The 26275-nt window shown below is 50.6% G+C and carries 18 protein-coding genes; 5 read left to right on the plus strand and 13 right to left on the minus strand.

The features are described 5' to 3' along the window. The first annotated feature begins 220 nt into the window (after nucleotides 1–220). The gene (locus ACJJI5_RS13635; RefSeq protein ID WP_445354347.1) at nucleotides 221–5344 is read left to right on the plus strand and encodes an alpha-2-macroglobulin family protein; all 5124 of its coding nucleotides are present in this window, start codon (nucleotides 221–223) and stop codon (nucleotides 5342–5344) included. Further along, the gene (gene pbpC / locus ACJJI5_RS13640) at nucleotides 5341–7707 is read left to right on the plus strand and encodes a penicillin-binding protein 1C (RefSeq protein ID WP_445354348.1); all 2367 of its coding nucleotides are present in this window, start codon (nucleotides 5341–5343) and stop codon (nucleotides 7705–7707) included. The genes ACJJI5_RS13635 and pbpC overlap by 4 nt, the downstream gene beginning before the upstream one ends. Nucleotides 7708–7963: 256 nt before the next feature. Here the strand turns inward: pbpC and ACJJI5_RS13645 are convergent, their stop codons facing one another. The 3 genes from ACJJI5_RS13645 to ACJJI5_RS13655 form a co-directional block, all read right to left on the minus strand. Further along, complete coding sequence (locus ACJJI5_RS13645) at nucleotides 7964–8875, minus strand: right-handed parallel beta-helix repeat-containing protein (protein WP_444905381.1); 912 nt, start codon at nucleotides 8873–8875, stop codon at nucleotides 7964–7966. A 267-nt stretch (nucleotides 8876–9142) separates the two neighbouring features. After that, nucleotides 9143–9745 (minus strand): nitroreductase family protein, encoded by a 603-nt coding sequence (locus tag ACJJI5_RS13650; protein WP_444905382.1) that lies wholly within the window; start codon nucleotides 9743–9745, stop codon nucleotides 9143–9145. Nucleotides 9746–9863: 118 nt separating this feature from the next. Then, complete coding sequence (locus ACJJI5_RS13655; RefSeq protein ID WP_282932642.1) at nucleotides 9864–10769, minus strand: LysR family transcriptional regulator; 906 nt, start codon at nucleotides 10767–10769, stop codon at nucleotides 9864–9866. Between the two features lie 103 nt (nucleotides 10770–10872). On the opposite strand from ACJJI5_RS13655, the gene ACJJI5_RS13660 reads away from it, so the two are divergent. After that, entirely contained in the window at nucleotides 10873–11805 is a 933-nt protein-coding gene (locus tag ACJJI5_RS13660; RefSeq protein ID WP_445354349.1) for a DMT family transporter, read from the plus strand. 58 nt (nucleotides 11806–11863) lie between these two features. On the opposite strand, the gene ACJJI5_RS13665 is transcribed toward ACJJI5_RS13660, so the two are convergent. After that, complete coding sequence (locus tag ACJJI5_RS13665) at nucleotides 11864–12109, minus strand: DUF2164 domain-containing protein (protein ID WP_445354350.1); 246 nt, start codon at nucleotides 12107–12109, stop codon at nucleotides 11864–11866. A 207-nt stretch (nucleotides 12110–12316) separates the two neighbouring features. On the opposite strand from ACJJI5_RS13665, the gene ACJJI5_RS13670 reads away from it, so the two are divergent. Beyond that, nucleotides 12317–12844, plus strand: a complete 528-nt coding sequence (locus ACJJI5_RS13670; RefSeq protein ID WP_507019037.1) for a DUF4349 domain-containing protein — start codon at nucleotides 12317–12319, stop codon at nucleotides 12842–12844. Nucleotides 12845–12999: 155 nt separating this feature from the next. On the opposite strand, the gene ACJJI5_RS13675 is transcribed toward ACJJI5_RS13670, so the two are convergent. From ACJJI5_RS13675 to ACJJI5_RS13700, 6 genes are all read right to left on the minus strand, one after another. Further along, a complete protein-coding gene (locus ACJJI5_RS13675) occupies nucleotides 13000–15639 on the minus strand; it encodes a TonB-dependent receptor (RefSeq protein ID WP_445354351.1) in 2640 nt (879 codons plus the stop codon). Nucleotides 15640–16266: 627 nt separating this feature from the next. Continuing rightward, nucleotides 16267–17445 carry a 2-methylaconitate cis-trans isomerase PrpF gene (gene prpF / locus ACJJI5_RS13680; protein ID WP_445354352.1) on the minus strand — a complete coding sequence of 393 codons (1179 nt, stop codon included), beginning with the start codon at nucleotides 17443–17445 and terminating at the stop codon, nucleotides 16267–16269. A gap of 3 nt (nucleotides 17446–17448) precedes the next feature. Continuing rightward, the gene (gene acnD / locus ACJJI5_RS13685) at nucleotides 17449–20046 is read right to left on the minus strand and encodes a Fe/S-dependent 2-methylisocitrate dehydratase AcnD (protein ID WP_445354353.1); all 2598 of its coding nucleotides are present in this window, start codon (nucleotides 20044–20046) and stop codon (nucleotides 17449–17451) included. Nucleotides 20047–20172: 126 nt separating this feature from the next. Continuing rightward, a complete protein-coding gene (prpC, locus tag ACJJI5_RS13690; protein ID WP_282932635.1) occupies nucleotides 20173–21300 on the minus strand; it encodes a bifunctional 2-methylcitrate synthase/citrate synthase in 1128 nt (375 codons plus the stop codon). A 110-nt stretch (nucleotides 21301–21410) separates the two neighbouring features. Continuing rightward, entirely contained in the window at nucleotides 21411–22289 is an 879-nt protein-coding gene (prpB, locus tag ACJJI5_RS13695; protein ID WP_413665639.1) for a methylisocitrate lyase, read from the minus strand. A gap of 3 nt (nucleotides 22290–22292) precedes the next feature. Next, nucleotides 22293–22973: a GntR family transcriptional regulator gene (locus tag ACJJI5_RS13700; RefSeq protein ID WP_282932633.1), complete on the minus strand. Its 681-nt coding sequence runs from the start codon at nucleotides 22971–22973 to the stop codon at nucleotides 22293–22295. Nucleotides 22974–23285: 312 nt separating this feature from the next. On the opposite strand from ACJJI5_RS13700, the gene ACJJI5_RS13705 reads away from it, so the two are divergent. Next, the gene (locus tag ACJJI5_RS13705; RefSeq protein ID WP_413665638.1) at nucleotides 23286–23810 is read left to right on the plus strand and encodes a DUF2062 domain-containing protein; all 525 of its coding nucleotides are present in this window, start codon (nucleotides 23286–23288) and stop codon (nucleotides 23808–23810) included. On the opposite strand, the gene ACJJI5_RS13710 is transcribed toward ACJJI5_RS13705, so the two are convergent. From ACJJI5_RS13710 to lolD, 3 genes are read right to left on the minus strand one after another with little or no spacing between them, the layout of a single operon-like run. Next, nucleotides 23807–24178, minus strand: a complete 372-nt coding sequence (locus ACJJI5_RS13710) for a hypothetical protein (RefSeq protein WP_445354354.1) — start codon at nucleotides 24176–24178, stop codon at nucleotides 23807–23809. The two genes, ACJJI5_RS13705 and ACJJI5_RS13710, sit on opposite strands and share 4 nt — an antisense overlap. Before the next feature lie 50 nt (nucleotides 24179–24228). Next, nucleotides 24229–25488, minus strand: coding sequence for a lipoprotein-releasing ABC transporter permease subunit (locus ACJJI5_RS13715; protein WP_445354355.1), 1260 nt, complete (start codon nucleotides 25486–25488; stop codon nucleotides 24229–24231). Continuing rightward, a complete protein-coding gene (lolD, locus tag ACJJI5_RS13720; protein ID WP_445354356.1) occupies nucleotides 25481–26233 on the minus strand; it encodes a lipoprotein-releasing ABC transporter ATP-binding protein LolD in 753 nt (250 codons plus the stop codon). The genes ACJJI5_RS13715 and lolD overlap by 8 nt, the downstream gene beginning before the upstream one ends. Nucleotides 26234–26275 lie beyond the last annotated feature (42 nt).

The following is a 26275-nucleotide window of genomic DNA, read 5'->3' on the forward strand; positions in this document are numbered from 1 at the left end:
CACCATAGAACAGGAAGGTCGCTTACTCCCTAAGCCACCTAATTGCCATCCCATCATTCTATAAATTTATTTTCCAGCCATCAGTAACCCCCAACTCACTATTGATACACACTGGCATCAGAAGTAGATACCGAGCACGGAAACCATGGAGGAAACTTGAGACATATTTAAAGACGGACTAAATTGTGCGCCGTTAAATGGATTCTATAAGGAAATACCCATGTCCCTTCACCGCTCACCACGCTGGATTGCGGTCATTCTTCTTTGTCTTATTACTATGGCTTGCTCACAAGAAAAGCCAGAGAAGAAACTCGCTGACACCCCCAAGCTTGCGGAAGGCGGGAGCGTTGATGAGGGTAACAACCAGGCACAAGCTCTCAACCCCACCGAGAAAGTGCATAAAAAAGAAGCGGCCTCTTCTAGTGAAATAAGCTCGAAATCTGATGAAGTTCGGCGCACTTCTGAAAGAAATTCTACTGATCTGACAGAGAATGATGCTACCCCTTCACAAGTCACAGCCAATGCCAGCACTCAAATCTCCGGGGATCACTTCCTAAAGGTCCTCCACATTGGGGAGCGGACATTTAAAGATGCAAGGGCCATCGCAGTTATCTTTTCTGAACCTTTACTGGGCAATGCCCATTTTGGCTCCTACTTGAATCTATCCCGTGACGATGGCGAGCGTGTAGATGGTGGTTGGGTTCTATCCGATAACCAGAAAATTCTCTATTTTCCTCATATTGAACCAGATACTCGCTATAAACTCACCGTGCTCCCGGGTCTGCCCGGCGAAAACGGCTTGGAGTTACAGGAAGAGAAACAGGAGAGGATTCGCACCCGACGGATTGAACCCAGTATCAGCTTTGCCAGCAATGGAAGTATTTTTCCCGCGACGGTAACTCCCGGCCTACCTGTTACTGCAGTCAGTGTTGAGGCTGCACAGATTCACTTCCATAGAGTGAAACCTGAGCATTATTCCGAGTTCTTCAGGCTGATCAAAAGCCAGTCACTAAAATACTACTATCGCTTAAAGTCCCTCAATCAAGTGGCCGATTTTGTCTATAGTGCCCAGTTCGATCTCACCAAGGAGAAATACGTCCAGCGAGATTTCGACCTCTCTATCGGGCATATAAAGCCCCTGCAACAACCAGGAATTTATGTCGCGGTTATGCAGCCGGCAGGCATGTATGACACCAATCTCTATGATGTCACCCACTTCTCTATCTCCAACTTAGGCCTTCATGCGCGGTACTATCCAAACAGTGTTGACCTCTATGTTTCATCTCTGGATGAAGGGCAGGCTCTTAAGGGCATTGAGGTTGAGCTGCTCAACAACAAAGGGGAGCTAATCCAGCAATACACAACCGACCAAGACGGCCAGGTGCGCTTTGCTCTGACGCAGGAACAGGAAGACTCACAGCGCTTCTTCATCGCAAGAGATCCTGATACCGGTCACTTCTCCATACTCGACCTACGTGAACCTGCATTGGACCTTTCGGATTTTCAGTTGGGCCAGCGCCCTTCGAGACCGATGGAGTTTTTCATGTATGGCCCGCGAGATCTGTATCGCCCCAATGAATCGATCCAGGTGAGCGGGCTGCTGCGCAATTATGACGGTCGCTATATCAAAGACCTGCCGATCAAGGCAGAACTCATAAAGCCGGACAATACCAGCGCGCGCGCATTCACATGGCACGCCAGCGCGCCCGGATACTACGAAAAGCTTATCCCACTTCCACAAAATGCACCTACCGGTGACTGGCGCTTGGATGTTGAGCTAGCCGATGGGCGCAAAGTGAATTATCCATTTAAGGTAGAAGAATTCCTGCCAGAGCGAATGAAGTTGGTTTTGCAAGATGGTGAAGAGCGCAGTCTGGTAGAGGGCCATAAAAAATCTTTCGAACTTCAAGTAGAAGGTAGTTATCTCTATGGTGCGCCAGCGGCAAAGAACCGTCTGGAAACTCTGGTGCAAATTAGCCACTATCGCGAGCCCTTCCCCCAGTGGAAAGGGTTCTTATTTGGGAACACTAATGAATCTTTGCCCACGCGACAGTTTCATGCCCCAACGATTGAGCTCAATGAGGAAGGGTTGAGCAATCTGACCTTGCCCTCCCGTTGGAAACGAGCAAAGAGCCCGCTGAAAATCAACTTGGTTTCCAGCCTGTTCGAATCCGGCGGCCGCCCGGTAACTCGCCAACATCCAGTCCTGGTATGGCCCACACACCCGGTGGTAGGTATTCGCCCAAATTTTGGAGAGGAAAACCCATCGGCCAGCAGCAGGCCTGAATTTGAAATAGTGGTTGCCGACGCACAGGGCGAGCCTGTTATCGGGCGGGATCTCAAAGCGGTGTTAATTTCCGAAGACCGCCAGTACTTTTGGGAGTACTCTGCAAATCGGGGCTGGCACTATGAATACTCAAGTGCTGAATTTGAAACTTTCAGTCGCCAGCTCCAATTCACCGAAGAGCAGCCTCTGAAGCTCACAGTACCAGTGGAACATGGCCACTACCGCTTAGAAGTCACTGATACCAATACGGGGGCAACCAGCAGCTTACGCTTCCACGCCGGCCGGGACTGGTATTACTGGTGGCGTAAGGACCAAGTAGCCAAAGGCCAGGCTGCGCGTCCAGATACCGTGGCCCTGTCACTGGATAAACCAAGGTACTCTTCTGGAGATCTGGCGCAACTCACCATAGTACCGCCCGCTGACGGAGAGGCGTTGGTGTTGGTGGAGAGCGACCAACTATTGTGGTCCAAACGACTACCTGTAGAAAAGTCGGGCACCAATATCGAAATCCCAATCTCTCCCGAGTGGGATCGCCACGACACCTATATTTCTGTTACTGCTCTGCGCCCTGCGGACAAGAATGAGCGTATCGCCCCCAATCGCGCTTTTGGTCTCGCCCACCTGCCCCTGGAACGTGATCCTCGGCGTCTGCCCATTTCACTGGAAGCGCCCACGAATGCCCTGCCCGGCTCGGAAATTGAAGTTACCATTTCTGCCGACGAAAATTCTATCGAACAAAACGGGAGCAAAGCCTGGGCCACCCTGGCCGCCGTCGATGTCGGTGTACTCAATATCACCCGCTTCAAAACCCCGGATCCCTTCGAGGCCTTTTTTGGCCAGCGCCGTTACGGTGTGGATGTAAGGGATATCTATCATCGCATTATTGAATCCAACAGTGGCAAACTGGTGGAGCAACGTTTTGGCGGCGATGCGGAACTAGCCCGAGGCGGCGACGAGCCCAACTCCGACGTTCAAATAGTATCTTTATTCTCAGGACCCGTTGAATTTGATACTCAGGGCCAAGCAAAGGTCGCGCTACAACTACCGGTGTTTAACGGACGGCTGCGCCTGATGGCGGTTTCTTTCAGCAAAGACCGATTCGGTAGCGCCGACGGAGAAGTAACAGTCGCCTCACCGGTTGTCACCCAAGCCGCCTTGCCTCGCTTTATGGCCCCTGGTGATAGCAGCACACTGGCCCTTGATCTCAATAACTTAAGTAGCCACCCCCAAAAACTCACTGTAAATATGCAATCAGTGGGCGCGGTAGATTTGGAAATGGGTGAGCGGATGCTGGAACTGGCGGATGGTGAACGCAAAACTTTGCGCTTCCCAATCACCGCCAAAGATGCCACCGGAGATGCGGAGTTCAAACTGGTCGTGCAGGGTGCCGTCGATAAAGATGGAAATAATATCGATATCGAACAGCAGTGGCGCCTGGGCGTGCGCCCCGCTTGGCCGGCAACCACACGCAACCAGCGCAGACTCCTGTCCCAGGGCGAGAGCTTCAGTGCCGATAGCAGCTTCCTGGATTCTCTAATGCCTGGAACTGTTCAAACCCTGGTATCCCTGGACAGCCGACCGCAACTGCAGTTACAGGATCACCTATCCAACCTGCTGCAATACCCCTACGGCTGCCTGGAACAAACTTCCAGCCGGACCTTCCCGCTAGTCATGGCAACGCCGCAGCGACAGCAAAAACTGGGCCTTGAACCTCTGGATGAGAATGAGCGGGCCGAACGTATCGACACAGGTATTGAACGCATTTTCAGCATGCAAAAAGGGAACGGCAGCTTTGGCCTATGGAGTTCCGAGTCTTCCGAAAGCCAGTGGCTAACCGCCTATGTAGTCGACCTTCTATTGCGGGCCCGGGACCAGGGAATCGTATTTGACGATAACCGCCTGGAATCCGCACTCAAGCGCCTTCAGGATTACGCCCGTGAGAGCGGTGCTTTCTATCAGCAACGCTATAGCTATAGTCCCGATTTCTATGCTTATGCCTCAAGAGCTTACGCAGCCTATGTGCTCTCACGAGTACAGAAAGTGTCTCTCGGGCAACTGCGTACCCTTTATGAAAGCGGCTCTAGCCTGACCCAATCTCCCTTACCAAACCTGCATATGGCAATCGCTTTGCACACCATGGGCGATGCCACCCTGGCCCAGCAGGCCCTGCAAAAAGCGCTTGAAATCGAGCGCAAACGCCGCAGCTACTATGGCGATTATGGATCAGACCTACGGGATACGGCCCAAATGATCTCCCTGCTCCTAGAGCACAATTTCGCTGGTGATAAAACGGAATCCCTGGTGTTCGAACTGGCAGATCTTCTCCACGGTCGCCAATATCTCAGCACCCAGGAGCGCAATAGTGTGTTTATGGCTGGAGCACAGTTGCAACTCAATAGCAGTGCAAACTGGTCTGCGACTTTGGCCAGTATTGATGGCTTGCGCGAGCTCAATAGCGATAACCCGCACAGCGCATTATTCCGCGGGCGCGAAGCCGCCAGCGCACTTGAGGTAACTGCACAGAAAGAAAAACTCTATGCAGCAATTACCATCAATGGTTACAGCAAGAAGTCACCTGAGGCGGAGATGGATAAAGGTGTCAGAATTAAACGCAGCTACCACAATTTGGATGGCACGGAAGTCATTCCCGATCAAGTTCGTGAGGGCGAGCTTTACCTGGTGCGTTTGCAAATTGATGCGGACCAACGCCTGCCCGACCTACTTGCAGTGGACCTATTGCCCGCAGGTTTTGAGCTGGAGAATCAAAACCTGGCCGACAGTGTCAAAGTGGATGAACTCGAGTTCGATGGCAAAAGTATTGCCCAGTGGCAGGACACCCAGGACAATATCCAACACACTGAATATCGCGATGACCGCTTTGTGGCGGCACTGGATCAGCTGAGATACAAAACCACCAATCTCTTCTATATCGCCCGCGCAGTAACCCCCGGCAACTATCAGGTGCCCCCACCCTACGTAGAGGATATGTACAAACCGGAACGCTTCGCTATCGGTGAAAATCCCCTAACGCAAATGCGGGTAATCGGTAAACAGTGAAGCTGTTGGCCACTATCCAGAGAGCCTGGCAAAGCAGCAGTCGCAGAGTTCGCGCACTGCTGCTTGCGCCCGCCGCCCTCACAGCGGTACTGCTACTGCTCGACTTTGCTTTCCCTCCACCTCTTCCCGAAACTCAAGATTTTGCACGGGTCGTTGCAGATCGTTACGGTAAACCACTACGTTTCTTTGCCGACAGTCGCGGAGTTTGGAGATACCCAATATCTCGGGAAAATGTATCGCCGCGCTTTATCGAAGCTCTTCTCACCTACGAAGACCGACACTTCTACCGTCACCCAGGCGTAAACCCGCTCGCCCTATTGCGAGCTTCAGTCCAATACCTTCGCAATGGACGAGTCGTTTCCGGCGGTTCCACTCTCACCATGCAGGTAGCGCGACTACTGGACCCACACCGCAAAACTCTGCCGGGCAAAACCAAGCAGATATTGCGTGCATTGCAGTTGGAATGGCATTTCAGCAAGGATGAAATTCTCGATCTGTACCTGAACCTCACACCTTACGGCGGCAATATTGAAGGCGTGGAAGCAGCCAGCCGTCTATACCTGCGTAAATCAGCCTCCGACCTTACCCATGCGGAAGCTGCACTGCTAGCTGTACTCCCTCAGGCGCCGAGCCGCCTGCGGCCAGATCGGCATCCTCTAAAGGCACAAAAAGCCCGGGACAAAGTTCTGGATAGGCTGCAGTCATTTACCGTCTGGAGCGCAGAGGATGTTGAGCGCGCTCAACTTGAGCAGGTCTATGCGGAGCGCTTGGAATTCCCGCAAAACGCCCCGCACCTAGCCCGCAGGCTGGTGAATACCATCAGCGATCAAGAAGTTATCCGCACCACAATCGACGGCAACATCCAGCGCGGATTGGAAGATTTTCTGCGCGATCATATGGATAGCTATCCAGCCAAAACATCTGCAGCTGTTGTAGTTTTGGAGAATTCCGATTTATCCGTGCGAGCCTACGTGGGAGCTTCTCATTTTGGTAACGGGCGCCGCTATGGCTATGTGGATATGGCCAGGGCTGTACGCTCACCGGGCTCTACGCTCAAACCCTTTTTGTACGGACTTGCCATTGATGAGGACCTGATCCACAGCGCCTCCCTGCTCAGCGATGCGCCCCGCATCTACGGCGATTACCGCCCTGAAAATTTCCATCGAGGCTTCGCCGGCCCTGTCACCGCCACCGCCGCCCTTCAGAAATCTCTCAATGTTCCTGCAGTTCAGCTACTGGAACATTACGGCCCCGGTCGATTGGCCGCAGCCCTGGAAAATGCCGGACTAGCACTAGAGTTTCCCAGTGGCGGTAGACCCAGTTTGGCCATGATTTTGGGGGGAGTAGGTGCTCGTCTTGACCAGCTGGCAGGCATTTATGCCGCACTGGCACGGGGAGGCCAGACTGCAGCTCCCCGCTATTTACCCGAGGAGCCCGTACGTGAAAGGCATCTGATGTCTCCTGAGGCAGCTTGGATTACATTTGAAATGCTCGCTTCCAATCGCGGAGGTTCCCGCCGTTGGCGCAATCTGGTGCGGCAAAACAAGGCAGATATCGCCTGGAAGACAGGCACCAGCTACGGCTACCGGGATGCCTGGGTGATTGGCGTAACTCCCGGCTACACCGTCGGCATTTGGGTAGGCCGACCGGATGGCACTCCCCTACCCGGTTACTATGGCTCCATTAGCGCCACACCTCTGTTGAACGCAGTTATCGCCGCATTACCAGACAACAAACAACAGCACCTGAAAAAGCCCGACTTAGTAACTCAAGAGACTATTTGTTGGCCGCTTGGGGGCCAGAAGACGCTCACACAAACCAGCCACTGCCATCTGCAACACAACGCCTGGTTAATCCAAGGGCGCACACCCAGAACACTATCGCCGCAAGGTGAGCCTCTGCGGGCAGCACAAACCTTTAGTTTCTTTGCAAACCGGCAAGGTATGCGGGTAAAGCCCAGTTGTATGGATTCTTCTACTCAAAGGCATAGCTTAGCCCTTTGGCCAAAAGAACTGGAATCCTGGCTACCTGAAAACCAGACCCGGGCCCAACAAATTCCTCCGACGGCTCCCGAGTGTTACACCCCGACTGCAACAACAGGGACTCCACTAAAGATTATCGGAGCTGGAGATGGTAACCAGTATCGACCTACCGGCAAAAATGCCCCACTTCCGCGTTTAACTCTGAGCGCGATTGGCGGACAGGGAAAGCGCTATTGGTTCCTAAACGGTGAGCCCAAGGGCGAAACCCTCGGAAACGAAAACCTGGCACTATTTCCGGGAAGTGGTAAGCACCAAATTGCTGTACTGGATGCTAGCGGGAATGTCGATCGGATTGAGATTTTTGTAGGAAACGACAACTGATTTTCATAAAGCAGAAGACTGCCATGTCGTTTCTCTCACAGAACATAGCCCTTAGTGTCACCCTATCGGCAATCGAGTGTCAGCATTGGCGTGGAACATCGTAGTTCGGGCTCAATTTTAGTAACTCCACCAACTTACCCAAAATAGGGAAGACGCGAATACACAGCACACCTTAAATGCAGTATATCTTTCCGGCTTCTCCAGCAGTAACACTCACTCGCTTACTACTTTCCTCAGATTAAAAACCCCTCCGATCTTAATCCAAACAGGCAGGTTCAGCTGTTACATGAGTATTGGCAATCCAAGTATTACTTCCACTGCAAGTTGGATCGGTAGGATCACGTAAATCAAATGCAGAATTATCAAGCGATGTATTCCCTACCACCACATTATTCTCATTATTGAATCCAGCGATATTGATACCGGCTGTATCAGGCGAGCCATTTGTCCCATTTTCCATGACTATATTTTGTATTATAGAAGTACTTGATACATCCACATTGAGTTCAATCCCATTACTCGCACTGCCGGTAACAAAGTTCTGAATAACTGTTGTGTTACTTTCATTAATATCAATTCCGTTATCACCATCAGTACTACCGACAACAGTATTTAGCTGAACCAGTGTAAACACACCATTTACCGTAATTCCCTGATCGCCGGCTGATTCAATATAATTATTGATAATTTGGTTTCGATCGCCTCTAACATCTATACCATCATCATTGCCAGTATCAATAATTTGATTCCCAACAATATTATTGGAGTCACTATCAATAACAATTCCCTCTCGTGGAGAATTTAAGATCATAATTCCATCTATGGTATGAAATCCATCTCCCTCCAGGTTTAAACCATCTGGGCAGTCGGTTATCGTCCCACCATAAACGGCACCAGATAATCCATTAACCAAAATTCCAGCAATACCTTCTAGATTTGGGTTATCACAAATAATTTCCCCGCCCTCTGCCATCGTAAGGCTTCCACCGGGTCCAGTTACTGTTACCGCATAGGGATTCGCCAGGCTCAGTTCACAATTCAGCGTTTCCGACAGGGTTTCAGCTGTTGTTATTACATCGCCACAATCAACAGCCATAACTAGTGGTGATGAGAATAAAGTAGCACTTGTGACGAAAGCTGTGACTAACTTGTGGTAACAGGTGTTCATGGCAGGTCCCTCTCATTGATATAAGAAAATTGTAGGCATAAGCCACACTTCACGTTTCCAATATCAATGAAAAGAACTCATTCTGAGCCTAAGGGAGCTTTCATTATATTGCTCTATCTCATATCTATTATTTGAAGTAGGCAAACATAACGAAACTTTGATAACGTCAGCAAATAGACACTGTAATTGCCTTTACAATTTACACAATTAATCCTTGAGACTTACTAAAAGAGCCTCAATAGCGATTCACCCCTATTTCTCATCACCTTAAAAGCTATTCTCGAACAGGACGTCATTTATCGACAGCTGTCCACCACGTCCATTCGCAACTTTTGCCGCTTTTCCAATCACTATCATCATCCCGATCAAATAACCTTCGGGCAAATTGATCAGATCAGCGACTCTCTCTGGGTCAAATCCAACCATTGCGCCTGTGTCATATCCCATAGACTTTGCAGCTAACATCATGGTTTGTGCTGCCAATCCACAGCTTCGAATAGCCTCGTCCCGCTGTAGTTGCTGCTTACCCTTGTAGAATTCAGTTAGCATTGGCACTAACACATCCCGAGCCTCTTTCGGCGCATCGGCCCAGTACCGCTCCGGCCGATCGCTCCAGGCATTAATATCTGCACAAAGTATGACCAACTCAGAAGCATCTTCTACTTGCTGCTGTCCCCAGGCTGCATCTTTAAGCTGGCTACGGAGGGAAATGTCAGTGATGCGCAGGAAACGCCAGTGCTGAATATTGTAAGAAGTCGGCGACAACATGGTCGCCTGGACCAGACGGGTGAAGTCCTCGGCAGGCATCTCTGCAGTGACATCGAAATGCTTAACCGAGCGGCGGGATTCAACAGCTTTAAACAATTCCATAAGTTTCTCTCTGACTATCGTTCGTTGATTGAATGTCGATGAGAAGAAGCTTATTGGGTTTCCCTATCGCTGATAATGGGGTTCGGCGGAGACTTACTGTTGACGAAAGGTTAACATTTTACTGATCCCAGTAAGGTGTATCGCCGCCAAAGTACTCTATTGCAAAGTCTATAAAGGCGCGGACTTTGGCTGGCATAAACTGCCGCTCAGGGAAAACCGCGTAGATAGACTTTGCAGGCATCTGGTACTCCTCAAATAGAGGAATTAGCTTTCCAGCCTCAATGTCTGGTCCTGCCACGAAGGTGGGCAAGCGGCCTATCCCTACACCCTGAAGAAGAGCTTCCCTCAGTGCCTCACTATTATTTACCTGGTAGTTACCCTTCACCTCGATGGTATGTAAGTGATTGTCTTTGATAAAACCCCACTCTTTCACATCCCTGGAATAAGTAAAAATCAGGCAATTATGGGCGCTCAACTGTTCCAGTTCTGTGGGCTCCCCGAATTCCTTCAAGTAGGAAGGTGACGCACAGAGTACACTTTTCAGAGGTGCAAGTTTGCGGGCAATCAGGCTGGTATCGGGAAGGTCACCTCCGCGAATAGCGATATCAAAGCCCTCCCCCACTAAATCGACAACTTTATCGTCCAGTATCATGTCGATACTAATCTCAGGGTAACGCTTCATAAACACGGGAATTAAGGGAGCCAGGTGCAATCTACCAAAGGACATAGGAGCATTGATCCGCAAGCGCCCCCGAGGCTCCCCCTGTAGCTGCAGAACTGCGTCTTGTGCATCTTTGGCCGATTTATAAGCAATGCGTGCGTGCTCATAAAAATGCTCCCCAGCCTCCGTCAGGCTCAACTTTCGCGTAGTTCTGTGCAAAAGCTTCACCCCAAGCTGCAGCTCCAACTGGGTAACCCGCTTGCTTACCGCTGATTTTGAGATGCCAAGTAACTTTGCCGCCGGGGAAAAGCCACCGGTTTCTGCCACAGTCACAAATATTGGAATCGCTGCAATTGTCTCCATAAGCGACTGTTTCCTTCTCCTCAACAGTGAGTGTCTATAATGCTGGATTATCAGTTTACCAGAAACGACATACACTTATCTCTCGCTAATAGAGGGAAGAAGCATGAGTGAGCTTACCAGGGGCATAACCCCATCAACTACAAGCCCCAACGCCTCGCTCTGGTGGGTTCACTGCCTGATGATACTTTGTACACTACTGGTCGCTGGATCATTTCCAGTTGGGGAGTTAATCGCCGATTCACTCCCGGCGGATTCCATGATGTTGATTCGATTCTTAATTGCGGCGGGACTATTTGCACCCTTCATATTTTTAAAGCACGGGATTCAGCTTCCAGAGCCCAAAAAACTACTGGGGTATGCTCTACTCAGCATTCCACTGGTTATCTTTTTCTGGTGTATGTTTGAAGCACTCAAATACACCACCGCAGTGAATACCGGCGCTCTTTTTACAACCGTCCCGGCGATGACTGCCATCTTTACTTTGATCATCAATGGCGAGCGAAGCAGCACCCGCAAAGTTGTCGGCCTAACCCTTGGGACTCTGGGTGCAGCCTGGATTGTATTCAAGGGGAGTATCACAACAGCGATAACGCTAGACCTAAATAAAGGGGATTGGATATTCACCTTTGGTGCTATATCGCTCAGTTTATATAACCCACTTATCAAGAAGGTTCACTCAGGGGAGCCTACAGAGGTTATGACGTTCTGGGTTATTCTATTTGGCGCGCTCTGGTTACTATTGCTCTCTTTTCCAAACTTGAACCAGATAGAATGGCGAAATATACCCACCGAGACTTACGGCGGACTATTCTATTTAGCCTTATTCTCAACTTTAATTAGTTTTTTTCTGCTGCAATTCAGTACATTAAGGATCGGGGCAACTAAGGTTGCAGCATATAGTTTCTTGAATCCGATATTTGTACTAATAGTGGCCATAGTATTGGAAATGGCAAGCTTTAATATCAGCTTTATACCTGGAATAGTGTTGGTCTTTGCAGCCATGCTATTTATCCAGGCGGAAAAACCTAAGGAATGATATCTCTGAACAGCTTATAAGAGATAGAATGGTGCTGCTATCAATAAGTGCAATATTTCTAGTCTACAGGCTTTTCTATCTCATAAATTGCATCAGAAATATCCTCCAACTTAGAGGACACTATTACCTGAGCATCATGTAAACCCTGATTATAAAATCCAGCCCCCATCTCCTTTGCAAGAAAATCAATAAAGAACTCCGCTTCAAAACCGCCAATTTCCAGCTCAAATTCTTTAGACAAATAACCCCTAACCTTTTCGATTAGTTCTAATTTCCGTCTTTCTTCCAGCTCTATTGTAGACATTACTTATTTTCCACCAATACACAGATTGAGAACAAACACCCAGGCTCGTAGGAGAATAACACAAATCTTGAGTCTCCTTAATGAAACCCAAATGAGCAGATTGCTTACGAACATTACTTAACAGCTCAACTACCTACTGAAGAGATTAAAGTTGTATTCCGCAAACTCCAGTTACTTTGCCTGCAAGAGATAGAGAAAGAATGCACTATATTACATTCTAGTCTCAGTAATATTGAAAATCCCTACGGAAGGATTCACTTTAGAATCCACCTCACCCGGGTTGATAAAATCATTAAACTGGCATCGAAACAAGGAGGAGTGATACAGCAAGAAACCAAAGCAGAAGATTTACACGATGTCATTATCGACAACCAAAAGCGCCTTGAAATGTTACTCCAGTATCAGTCGAGGCTTGTAGAGCTGAAACAAAAATCTGCCAGCGATATCGATACTCTAATCAAGGTTGCTGAAAAGCTAGCATCGGTACAATCTGATATTGAGTATTCACAGGGGAAAAAGCTAAACTGTTCAAGCAAACTCAGATGGATGCGGTTCAAATTGAGTTACACTCAAAATCCTACACTTCTTTCTGGGCCCCCATATCAGACTCCCAATCTCATTTTGGTGAAAACTTGTCTGACGGGCTATCTGAAGCAATCACTGCAATCGCATACCTTTTACCCTGGACACTTATCGCCCTATTTTTATTTATATGATTCATATAATTTGGCATAAAACCAGAGCCTAGCTACTTACATAACCCCAAGATACTTGTATGTCTTAACAGGGCTAAAGAACTCGTAAGAGGCTTTGACACCACACGCGAGATATAAAAAAGCCAGACCATTTAAAATGGTCCGGCTTTTTTATTATGGAGTAACAATAACTACCTAGAAGTTGTAGTTGAAACGTACACCATAGTTAGCTGGGGTAGAGAATGGTCCAGACACCAGAGCATCACTACCTTCCGCGTAGTACGGAATAACTTCATCGGTCAGATTGTAACCATAAGCTTCAACATTCCACTGATCGTCGGGGCTTACGTACTTAATGGAAGCATTAATCATCCAGAACGGATCACGGCTATCATCAAATGCAGAGGTATCACCAACCGGGAAGTCATGCTTGTCAACATTCCAGAAGGTCAGGTATGACTTATCTTCCCAGTGAACACTGATGAACGGAATAATTGCGCCACCGTGAGCCAGCTCAAAGGTATGGTCGTAGTTAATAGTGAAGCTGTACTGAGGCGATACCGGCAGTTCGTTACCCTTCAGGTTACGGTAGAGCTCAGGGTTGCTATCATCATGAGCCGTAGCCCAATCAGCAATCTCAAACAGCGACGGGTTGTTATAGTTCCAGCGGTTTACGAAATCGGACGTGATCTCTGTTCGCATCCAAGTTGCAAAACCACTGATATGGCCATTTGGATATGGAGCCCAGTCAAATTCAAACTCAAATCCTTTAATTTCTGAATGCGCAGCATTCTTGGTTCGATAAATTACCGCGGGCTCTGAAGTGATTTCCCCTGTAAGTTCGCCTGCATCATCAACCTCTCTCACCAAAAACGTATAGGCAACATCTGGAGCGGCCAGCTGCATATCTTTATATTTTGAGAAAAAGAATGTACCGGCAAGATTCAAACGACCATCGAGGAAACTACCTTTGGCCCCAAACTCCCAGGTGTCAACCGTTTCTTCATCATAATTCGTTTTAAAAGTCTGCTCTACAACACGATTGCCATCTGCATCGAGAATATCTTCGGCAGTCTCAGGGTCCTGCGCGTATTTATAAACAACATCACCCAAGCCACCAGACTTAAACCCGGTTGCGAAATAAGCATAGAGCATTATATCGTCAGTCAGATCGTAATCGACCCCAAGACGATAATCGACATTTTCCCAATTATCATCGACATCATTGTAAGTATCGATGGAATAAATGGAGTCATCCGCAAAGTAGTCGGAGGGTAGCTCACTGAAGGTCGAATGGTTATAAGCAGGAAAACACCCGTATTCGCCAGTTACTTCAGTATCCAGTGACCAATCACGGCGGCAACTTAGGTTATTACCCCCCTCATCACTTTTTTCATCATAAGTATAGCGAGTGCCAAATGTGAGGTGCAGAGTGTCTGTGAGGCTATAAGTCGCCTGAGCAAATGCCCCAAGTGCATCAACATTTCTCTCCGGTTGACGCCAGAAAACGGAATTATCCAGTGATGCCAAGAAATAGCCATTTAGGTCGTTAGACTCATGAAAATAGAATAGACCTGTGATCCACTCAAGGGGGCCATCATCAGTAGATTGGAGCTGTAGTTCATGAGAGTATGAGACATTTTCTGCATCAGTGATGCTCATGCTCATATCCCAACTATTACGACCAGCATCAGCATCAATCAAATTACTGCGATTCTGTACCGCATAACCTGCGTTATATACAAACGCCATGCTGTCACTAAAATCCCAACGGAAGTTGGAACGGAATGCATCCATGGTTAGGTCGAGCTTGCCGGGAACGTTTACTGCTACTGTGTACTCATCAGCACCAGGACCATAATAAGTTTCACAGGTTGTTCCATCTGTCCGCTTCGCGGCCTTTTCACAGTCAATGGTATTAATACCACCGGCACTTTGATCCTGATAATGTTCGACAACGGTGTACCAGGAAATATCCTCCGTTGGCTCCCACAAGGCGCCAATACGAATCGCCTGTTGATCAACATTACCGTAGAAGTCTTCAGGGTCGGCTTTTACCAGAGAAACATCCTCAGATGTCCACCAGTTATTGCTTTGAATAAATGTACGCTCAGCATCATCAGCGAGAGGGGTTGCGCCTAGACTATCCGCGCTGAAATAACGATTGTCATATTGGTTAGCATCGTAGTAACCAGTAAGGTAGGAGTCCCGTGTTTCGCTCATGGCAGATACACGAAGAGCGAAGGTGTCGGAGACGGGTATGTTGATCACCCCTCTTACCATTTCTCGATCCCAGCTACCGTATTCAACGCCGACGTTGCCTTCAAATTCGTCGATTACTGGCTTCTTGGAGAGAACGTTTATGGCACCAACGGTAGAGTTGCGTCCATATAGGGTACCCTGAGGTCCGCGCATGGCTTCAACCCGCTCGGAGTCAAACATCATTGCCATTGCAGACTGGGGACGCGCTGAGTAAATGCCGTCAAAGTGTAACCCTACCGCCGGATCACCCAATTCACTGGTGTTTGTAGAGCGTACACCACGCATGGAAATTACTGGGGAGGACTGGGAGGCATCGTAGCCGATATCCACATTGGGGATAGTGTTGCCCAGGTCCTTAATATTTTTGATACCCTGACGGTCCAGCTCTTCCTGCGTAAATGCACTGATTGCTACGGGGGTTTCCATCAGGTTGGTTTCGCGCTTGGTTGCGGTAACCGTTACTTCTTCCAGCGCCCAATCGTCATCCTGTTGGCTATCTTCCTGAGCCCAAGCCGACACTACCGCGACATTTGCCATTGCAATTGCAAAGGTAAGTGGTTTTTTAATTCTCATTGATGTCTCTCCAATCTGCTGCAAAAGGAAAGCCACATTTATTTTTTAATGAATGGCCATCCCATAGGGCCGTCGGCAGTACGGCGGCTAGGCTAAAATCTCAAAAAGAAGGGACGTAAGAAACTCAGATACGATAGAGCGGATCGCGACTAGGACAAAGAGGACTAGTTCACAATTTGTTGTCACTAGCTGCGACTAGCAAGTCAAGTAAGTACTGAAACCGTAGGATTCATACACCAGCTTTCTACGAATGTTGGGAGTTTTTTGGAGTCTATCTGCTTGCCCACCCAACGCCTCGCATCCCAACAGCAGGCCTTAAATATACGTACGCTGAGCAATAAAGGCTATATCTAAACAGACCTAGATGTGACTATTAAGGCAAGCCCTGTCTCACAATGATAAAAACACAGCATTTTTTTCAGATAAAAAACCTACCGGAAAACACAGGAAAACCGGAAGAAAAGTTAATATCAGGATGACTGAGATTAATATTCGCCTATAAATTTAAATATATAAAGAATATAAAACTCTATTGGAGTAAAAATTTAAAACAGATTCCTAATCATTTTTAAGAGAAGGAAAATAAAAAGGGGCCCAAAGGCCCCCTATAAAGAAATCACTAAAGCCCTAAAAGCTATCGCCAGGTATTCGCACCCAACCTTCCATTAGGATTCGAGCGCTGCGACTCATAATAGCCTTGGTAGCAGTCCATTGCCCTTCAGCCTCTTTGGCTTCAGCACCCACACGCAAGGTACCCGATGGGTGGCCGAAGCAAACAGAGCTGCGCTCACCCCCACCAGCTGCAAGGTTAACCAATGTGCCCGGGATCGCTGCAGCGGTGCCAATGGCTACTGCTGCCGTGCCCATCATGGCGTGGTGCAACTTGCCCATAGATAAGGCGCGCACGAGGAGGTCGACCTCGGAAGATGCCACTACCTTACCACTGGATGCAGCGTAATCCTGCGGTTTAGCAACAAAAGCAACCTTAGGGGTGTGATGACGATTTGCAGCTTCTTCTACGGTAGAAACCAATCCCATCTTTACCGCACCGTGAACGCGAATGCTCTCAAACATCGCCAGCGCTTTGCTGTCACCATTAATGGCATCCTGCAATTCAGTGCCGGTGTAGCCAATATCTTCTGCATTGACGAAAATCGTCGGAATTCCAGCATTGATCATGGTGGCCTTGAGCACACCTACATCGGGCACTTCCAGATCATCGACCAGGTTACCAGTAGGAAACATGGCACCCTCACCGTCGGCAGGGTCCATAAATTCCACTTCCACTTCAGCCGCCGGAAAAGTCACTCCGTCCAGCTCAAAGTCTCCGGTTTCCTGAACTTCACCATTGGTCATAGGTACATGGGCAACAATGGTCTTGCCAATATTGGCCTGCCAGATGCGCACGGTGCAGATGCCATTTTCTGGCACTCTCGCGAGCTCTACAAAACCGCTATTGATCGCAAAGGCACCCACGGCGGCGGTTAGATTTCCGCAGTTACCACTCCAATCAACAAACGGCTTATCGATAGAAACCTGGCCAAACAGGTAGTTCACATCATGATCGGCTTTATCGCTGGGCGACAAGATTACCGTTTTGCTGGTGCTTGAAGTAGCGCCACCCATACCGTCGGTTTGCTTACCGTATGGATCCGGGCTGCCAATCACGCGCAGCAGCAAGTTGTCACGGGCCTGCCCCGGCACTCGTGCAACTTCGGGCAGATCTTGTAAGCGGAAGAAAACACCCTTGCTGGTTCCCCCGCGCATATAAGTCGCGGGGATTTTTACTTGAGGAGCAAACTTCATAACTCAGGCCGTCGCTTCTGCTTCGAGGAAGTCTTTGGCAAAGCGCTGCAAAACACCCCCAGCCTCATAAATGGAAACCTCTTCTGCAGTATCCAGACGACATGTAACAGGAGCCTCAATCGTCTCACCGTTAGCGCGGTGGATAAGCAAGGTCAGCGTGGCATGGGGAGTGCGCTCACCGATTACATCGAAACTCTCGGTACCGTCGATACCCAGGGTTTCACGAGTAGTGCCCGACTTAAACTCCAACGGCAATACACCCATACCGATCAGGTTGGTGCGGTGAATTCGCTCGAAGCCTTCGGCCACAATCGCTTCCACACCGGCAAGGCGCACACCTTTCGCAGCCCAGTCACGGGAAGAACCCTGCCCGTAATCAGCACCTGCAATGATAATCAGCGGCTGCTTCCGATCCATATAGGTCTCGATGGCTTCCCACATACGGGTAACCTGCCCTTCCGGCTCGACACGAGCCAGGGAGCCCTGGCGGACCTCGCCGTTATCATCGCGCACCATTTCGTTGAGTAGCTTCGGGTTGGCGAAAGTTGCACGCTGGGCAGTGAGGTGGTCGCCACGGTGGGTCGCGTAGGAGTTAAAGTCCTCCTCCGGCAAGCCCATCTTCGCCAGGTATTCACCGGCAGCGCTGCTGGCCAGAATGGCATTGGACGGAGACAAGTGATCGGTAGTGATATTATCACCCAGCACCGCCAGCGGGCGCATGCCCTTCAGGCTGCGCTCGCCTGCCAGGGCACCTTCCCAATAAGGTGGACGGCGGATATAGGTACTCATCGGGCGCCAGTCGTACAGTGCGTGGCCCTGCTCTTCTGCGGCATCCCGCTCTTCGAACATGGGAATATACACATCGCGGAACTGCTGTGGCTTCACGCTCTGACGTACGATCGCATCGATCTCTTCATCGCTGGGCCAGATATCTTTCAGGGTAATCGGGTTGCCATCGGCATCGTATCCCAGCGCATCTTTTTCAATATCGAACCGGATGGTGCCGGCAATAGCGTAGGCAACGACCAGCGGCGGTGACGCCAGGAAAGCCTGCTTGGCATAGGGGTGGATACGACCGTCGAAATTGCGGTTTCCGGACAGGACCGCAGTAGCATACAGATCGCGATCGATCACTTCCTGCTGAATTTTCGGGTCCAGGGCACCGCTCATGCCGTTACAGGTGGTGCAGGCGAAAGCCACTACGCCGAAGCCCATCTGCTCCAGATCCGGTAGCAGGTCGGCCTCTTCCAAATACATTTTTACCGTTTTGGAGCCTGGAGCCAGGGATGACTTGACCCAGGGCTTACGGGTCAGGCCGAGCTTGTTCGCATTGCGGGCAATCAGGCCTGCGGCAATCATATTGCGCGGGTTGCTGGTATTGGTGCAGCTGGTAATCGCGGCAATAATCACAGCACCATCGGGCATCTCACCGGCTTTCTCTTCCCAGGCTTTAGCGATTCCACGATTAGCCAGTTCTGAGGCCGGCAGCAGCGCGTGGGGGTTGGAGGGGCCAGCAAGGTTGCGACCCACTGTATCCAGATCGAACTTCAGTACGCGCTCGTATTCGGCATCCTTCAAGGTGTCGGACCAGAGGCCCGTCTCTTTGGCAAACTTCTCTACCAAAGCTACCTGCTCATCATCGCGGCCGGTGAGTTTGAGGTAGTCGATGGTTTGCTCATCGATAGAGAACATGGCCGCAGTAGCGCCATACTCTGGAGTCATATTGGAAATAGTGGCGCGATCGCCCAGGGTCAGGTTGGAAGCCCCCTCACCGTAAAACTCCAGGTAGGCGCCGACCACGCGCTCGCGGCGCAGGAATTCAGTGAGAGCCAATACCAAGTCGGTACCAGTAATACCCGGCTGCAACTTTCCAGTGAGCTCCACTCCAACAATATGCGGCAGACGCATATAAGAGGCGCGGCCAAGCATCACGCTCTCAGCTTCCAGGCCGCCAACACCCACAGAAATCACACCCAGAGCATCTACCATCGGCGTGTGGCTGTCGGTACCGACACAGGTATCCGGGAAGGCCACGCCCTCGCGCACCTGCACCACCGGAGACATTTTCTCCAGATTGATCTGGTGCATGATGCCGTTACCGGGGGGAATCACATCGACGTTTTCAAATGCGGTTTTTGTCCAGTTGATAAAGTGGAAGCGGTCTTCGTTACGACGCTCCTCTACCGCACGATTTTTTTCAAAAGCATCCTTCTCAAATCCGGGGTGCTCTACCGCGAGGGAGTGATCCACAATCAACTGGGTGGGAACAACTGGATTTACCTTGGCGGGATCACCGCCTTTATCGGCAATGGCATCGCGCAGACCGGCCAGGTCTACCAGCGCGGTTTGGCCGAGGATGTCGTGGCACACCACTCGGGCTGGAAACCAAGGGAAGTCCAGCTCGCGCTTGCGCTCAATAATCTGTTTCAGGGAGTCGGTCAGTTTTGCCGGCTCGCAGCGACGCACCAGGTTTTCCGCCAGAATACGTGAGGTATACGGCAGTTTGGCATAGGCTCCGGGCTGGATCGCGTCAACAGCGGCTCGGGTATCGAAATAATCGAGGTCTGTACCGGGCAGTGATTTGCGGTAATCAGTATTCATAGCAGGTAAATCAGTCGAATCTTTTTTTAAAATCGTGTCTCTTCTGAGGGTGGCTCCAGGCCACTCACCAAAGGCAACCTGGAGCCGGCACACCGGGTGTGCCTCATTTCAAAAGTGAAATGAAAATTAACCGCGCTCAGCGATTGGAGTTACTGTACGGGGTTCAACACCTACGTACTCCGCACTCGGGCGAATAATGCGGTTATCAGCGCGCTGCTCGAATACATGTGCAGCCCAGCCGGTAACGCGGGACATTACAAAAATCGGGGTAAACAATTTTGTGGGAATACCCATAAAGTGATACGCGGAAGCGTGGAAGAAGTCTGCATTACAGAACAATTTTTTCTCACGCCACATCACTTCTTCACAGCGAACAGATACCGGGTACAACACGGTATCACCAACATCTTCAGCCAACTTTTCAGACCAGCCTTTGATAATCTCATTGCGCGGGTCGGACTCGCGGTAAATGGCGTGGCCGAAGCCCATAATCTTTTCTTTGCGCTCCAGCATGCCCAGCAGTTCTTTCTCTGCTTCGTCTGGATTGGCGAAACGCTCGATCAGTTCCATTGCCGCTTCGTTGGCACCACCATGCAGAGGACCACGCAGGGTGCCGATAGCACCGGTAATGCAGCTGAACAGATCGGACAAAGTGGAAGCACAAACGCGAGCGGTAAAAGTAGACGCGTTAAATTCGTGCTCTGCATACAGAATCAGGGAAACGTTCATGACCTGCTCGTGCAGTTCATTAGGCTTCTCATCGCGCAGCATATGCAGGAAGTGGCCGCCAATGCTGTCGTCATCGGTTTCAGTTTCGATACGCACATTGTCGTGGGTGAAACGGTACCAATAGCAGATTATGGAGGGGAATGCGGCCAGCAGGCGATTAGCTTTATCCAACTGCTGGGCGAAGGATTCTTCACCTTCCAAGTTACCCAACATGGAACAACCTGTGCGCATTACATCCATTGGATGGGCATCAGCCGGAATGCGCTCAAGCACTTCTTTTAATGCCTGCGGCAGGCCACGCTTGGCTTTCAGCAGCGCCTTGTACTCCGCCAGCTCTCCCTCAGTGGGTAATTCCCCATAGAAAATCAGGTAGGCAACTTCTTCAAACTCACAGTGCTGGGCCAGATCTTTAATATCGTAACCGCGGTAAGTCAGGCCGGAACCGGATTTGCCCACTGTAGAAAGTGCAGTTTTACCTGCTACCTGGCCGCGCAGACCAGCACCGCCCAATGCTTTCTCTACCATCTTCTTATTTCCCCTGTTGTATACACATTTGCTGTGTTCATCCAATTGAAAGCGCAGCGCCCGGCTTTCGCACCGGGCTGCTTGGGAGCCTCTGAATAACTCCGTAATGCCTACTTATTGAAAAGTTCGTCCAGCTTCTGTTCAAACTCGTGATAATTCAGGTAATCGTACAGCTCCTCACGAGTCTGCATGGTGTCGACAACCGCTTGCTGATCGCCATTTTGCAGGATACTGGTATAAACATTTTCCGCCGCACGGTTCATCGCACGGAACGCCGACAGTGGATACAGTACGATATCTGCGCCCGCTTCGCCCAAATCTTTGGCGTTATACAGCTTGGTTTTACCAAACTCGGTAATATTCGCCAAAATCGGCACATTTAGCGCGTCCTTAAAGGCACGATAGTGCTCAAGTTCAGTTACCGCTTCCGCGAAAATGCCGTCGGCGCCAGCCTCAATACAAGCCTGGGCGCGTTCAATAGCCGCATCGAGCCCTTCCTGTGCAAAGGCATCAGTGCGAGCCATTACAAAGAAATCGTCATCAGTACGAGCATCTACCGCCGCTTTGATACGGTCGACCATCTCCTGCTTGGAAACAATCTCTTTATTCGGACGATGGCCACAGCGCTTCTGCGCTACCTGATCTTCGATGTGTACCGCAGCGGCACCAGCGCGGATCATCTCTTTAATGGTGCGGGAAATGTTGAAAGCGCCGCCCCAACCAGTATCGATATCCACTAAAAGCGGCAACTCACTGGCAGCAGTTATACGCCGCACATCCTCCAGTACATTATCGAGACTGGTCATACCCAAGTCCGGCAGACCGTAGGAGGCGTTGGCAACACCGGCGCCAGACAGGTAAATCGCCTTGTGACCAATACGTTCGGCCATAATGGCGGAATAGGCGTTGATGGTACCAACCACTTGCAGCGGTTGATTCTCGGCGAGTGCAGCGCGGAAACGTGCGCCAGCAGAAGGCTTTTGGCTCATGCTCTACCTCAGTTTCTTTTCAATGTTTATTCTCGAGGCGCGGATATGCCGGCGCATTAATAGCTCCGCCAGCTCACCATCCCCGGCCTCAATGGCCTCAATAATATGGTTGTGCTCGCGGAAAGCCCGCTGGGCCCGGGGACTGGCCATCCCCAATTGGTAGCGATACATACGAACACGGTAATAAAGTCGATTGCACAGGGTATCGATCAGAAGATCATTCTTTGATGCCTGCACGATGCGGAAATGAAAATCAAAATCCCCTTCCGGCTGGAAGTACGCCTTACCGGCCTGCAGCTCTTCCTGCTGCTCATGGTGGTAGAGCATTTGGCGCAGCTCAACCAGGTCTTCCTCGGTGCGCTGTTCCGCTGCCAGACGGCAAGCCATACCCTCGAGGGCTTCGCGAACTTCATAGAGTTCCAGTAAGCCGCGCTCACTTAACTCTACAACCCGGGCTCCGACATTGACCTTACGTTCCAGCAGTCCCAAAGACTCCAGGCGCATCACTGCTTCGCGCAAACTCCCGCGACTGGCATTAAAGCGGCGCGCCAGTTCCGGCTCGCTAATTTTGCTGCCAGAGGCGATTTGCCCCTCCACAATTTCAGCGCGCAAAGTCAGAAATAAGCGTTCAGCAAGGCTTTGACGCTCCTCTGAAGCTGAACCGGCAGTACCAACTACAGTCATGCAAGACCTGGATTGTCGACAATCTTAATGAGGCATGACATTAAATCACCAGCATTCTCTCGTCAACTGCAGGCATCCCCGATTAAACATTAAGGATTGTTGACAATAGGGCAAAATAGGTGACTTTCAACAGAGCAGTAGTCTTGCCATGTTTAAGTGGGCATAATAGCGCCCGCGCCAGATGAGCCTGTTCGACTAACGCGAGCGCTCTATGCTTTATTTGGGGCTTAGGGAAAATCCCACAGAAAGAATATCCAGGCCTCGGAACAGCGCTTGTTTTAGGCTGCCACCACCCAGGTTACAGACAGAGTTATGCCGAAGAGTATTATCAGGCGATGGCTGCCAAGCCCCGAAGAAGTTAGAGCCAACAACGGCCTCAAATTTCTGGGGACTCTTCTCCACGACCCCAACCTTTTTCATTTGAACCGACACTCAGTCTCGGTCGCATTTGCGGTTGGCGTATTTACCAGCTTCCTCCCTTTGCCAGGGCAAATGGTTATTGCCGCTCTGCTCGCACTTTGGCTGCGCTGCAATCTACCTTTATCGATGATTCTTGTATGGATCAGTAACCCGATCACCATGCCGGCTATTTTCTTTAGCACTTACAAGCTCGGCGCCTGGGTTCTAGGGGCGCCACCGGTGGATTTCAGCATCGAACTGTCGTGGGAATGGTTGACCAGTGAAGTCGGGAAGATCTGGCTGCCACTATTTACCGGCTCTCTGATTGCCGGGGCATTCTTTGCGACAGTGGCCTATTTTGCCATGCGTGCCCTCTGGCGCTGGCACGTTGTGAAAAGATGGAAATTGCGAATCCAAAGGCGATCAGCGGTCAGTTAATTTTTCCCGCTGTAAACCCTCTGCAGACTCCAATAGGCAAAAGCCCCTGAGGTAATTGCCAACAATGCCTGCAGGTAATACTCGGTAAGAGCACCTAGCACCAGAGCTGCAATAACACCAACAAATAAAGCCTTGCGGGCCACCTTGACTTCGGCGGTAGCCGCAGCCAACGCTGCCGCCCACACCACCATAAACGCTGAAAGCACCGCTCCCAGTGAAACAATCCAAATGGGCCAGATCTCCCACCCCTCTGCGTAGCAAACTGAACCACTACGCATGCCTGGCGGACAAAAAACCCTTAGGTACCACCCATCCAGCATCAAGGTAAAACAGGCAGCCAGCACCCAAGCCAAAATTGCGGCGGGCACCGGCAGATATCTTCTGAAAATTGAGACCCTACCCAAAAGCCCAGCCCGACTTACTCATTGCGCAAGGCTGCTGCCGGCTGAACCCGACTGGCCTTAAAGGCCGGATACAAAGTTGCCAGCAAGCTAAGCAGAAAGCCCGCCGCCACAACCAGTGCCACGTCTGCCCATACCAACTGGGACGGCAAATAATCCACGGGATAGACATCAGACTTTAGGAACTGAATGCCGAGCATTGATTCCAGCCCCGCTACCAATTTGGTCACCGTCAGCGAGCCCAACACCCCCAACGCACCACCAACTACAGCCCCCACAAGCCCGACCAGCGCCCCCTGACTCACAAAAGTCAGCAAAATCTGCCGGGTACTGGCACCCATAGTACGGAGGATGGCGATATCAGCATGCTTATCGATAACCACCATTACCAAAGTGGAAACCACATTAAAAGCGGCAATCGCAATAATCAGGAAAACCAGTAACCCCACCAGGTTGCGGGACATCTGAATAGCCTGGTAGAGGTTGCCGTGGGTTCGGCTCCAATCAGTGCCGTAGAAATTGCCCCGAGGCAAGTCTTGCAGAAGACGCCGCATAATCCAGTTGGCCTCGAGCATTTCATTGACCCGCAACTGGACCCCTGCCCCACCGCTACCTCCAGCCAGAGTCCTGGCCTGCTGCCAGGCAACCAGGGCGAGAGATTGATCCAATACAGTGCCAGAGTGAAAAACCTGCGCCACTTTAAATCCAGCAACCCTGGCTGCCTTGCGTGCACCGGTGGCACTATCGTTATTTGGTACAATCAGGGAAAGGTAATCACCCGCCTCAACCCCCAACTTTTCCGCGAGCCCTTTACCCAGAACCACACCCGGTTCAGACGGGTCCAGCAAGGCATCGAAGGATGAGGATTCAAGGAAGTCCCCGATATTGGAGACTTCGGTAATTGTCTCCGGGTTGACCCCCTGCACCAACAGCGGCATCACTTCAGCCCCACGCCTGGCAAGCGCATTGACCTGCCACACTTCTGCCGCGGAGAGAACCGCAGGGTCGGAAACCAATTGTTGGCGCAACTGGGCCCAATCCACATCAGGGCTCCCATTGTAAATAGTGACATGGGGCATGATTCCCAGGATTCGCTCGCGCAATTCCCGGTCAAAACCATTCATCACCGACATCACCACAATCATCAAGGCGACACCGAGGATCAAACCAATCATCGATAAACCGGAAATGAATGAGACCAAACCGGCCGAATCGTCATTTCTGCGCTGGGCACCGGCATAGCGAAGCCCAATATAGGCGGGAAGAGGCTTAAACATGATCACCCTGGTGCCAGTCAGCAGTCAGCCGCCCATCGATCAGATGCAGACAGCGATCCAGGGCTGCCGCCAGATCCGGGTCATGGGTAACAATCACAAAGCTAATTCCCATCTCCTGATTCAAGCGATCCATCAATTTATGGATCTCTGCCGCCGTAGCCCGATCCAGATTGCCGGTGGGTTCATCCATCAAAACACAGGCAGGCCTTGTCACCAGTGCCCGGGCAATGGCCACCCGTTGCCGTTCACCGCCAGAAAGCTGTGATGGCTTGTGCCCCATGCGCTCACCCAGGCCTACCGCCGTGAGCATCGCCTCGGCCTCTTTGCGGGCTTCGGCAACTGAACGCTTGCCGATCAGTAATGGCATGGCGACATTTTCCAGGGCGGAAAACTCGTTAAGCAAATGGTGAAACTGGTATACAAAACCGAGACTGCTATTTCTCAACCAGCCCCGCTCATTGGCGTTGAGTTCAGCGAGATTCTTACCCGCAACCCAGACCTCACCGGAGCTTGGGGTATCGAGGCCACCAAGCAAGTTGAGCAGTGTCGATTTACCAGAGCCAGAAGCGCCGACGATGGCCAATTTCTCGCCCCGCTTTACCTCAAGCTCAACACCACTCAGAACCTCCAGGTCCCGGCCTCCCTGGCGGTAATGTTTGCACAATTGCCGACAAGCCAAAACAGCACCATCCGGGGCCGGAGCTGGCTGCGCTTTTTCCGTATCTATTTCCACTCGACTGTTCATCAAATTATTCGCTGTCTCTCAACATCTATAAATCACACCAAA

Source organism: Microbulbifer maximicatervae (SeqCode) (assembly GCF_052467955.1).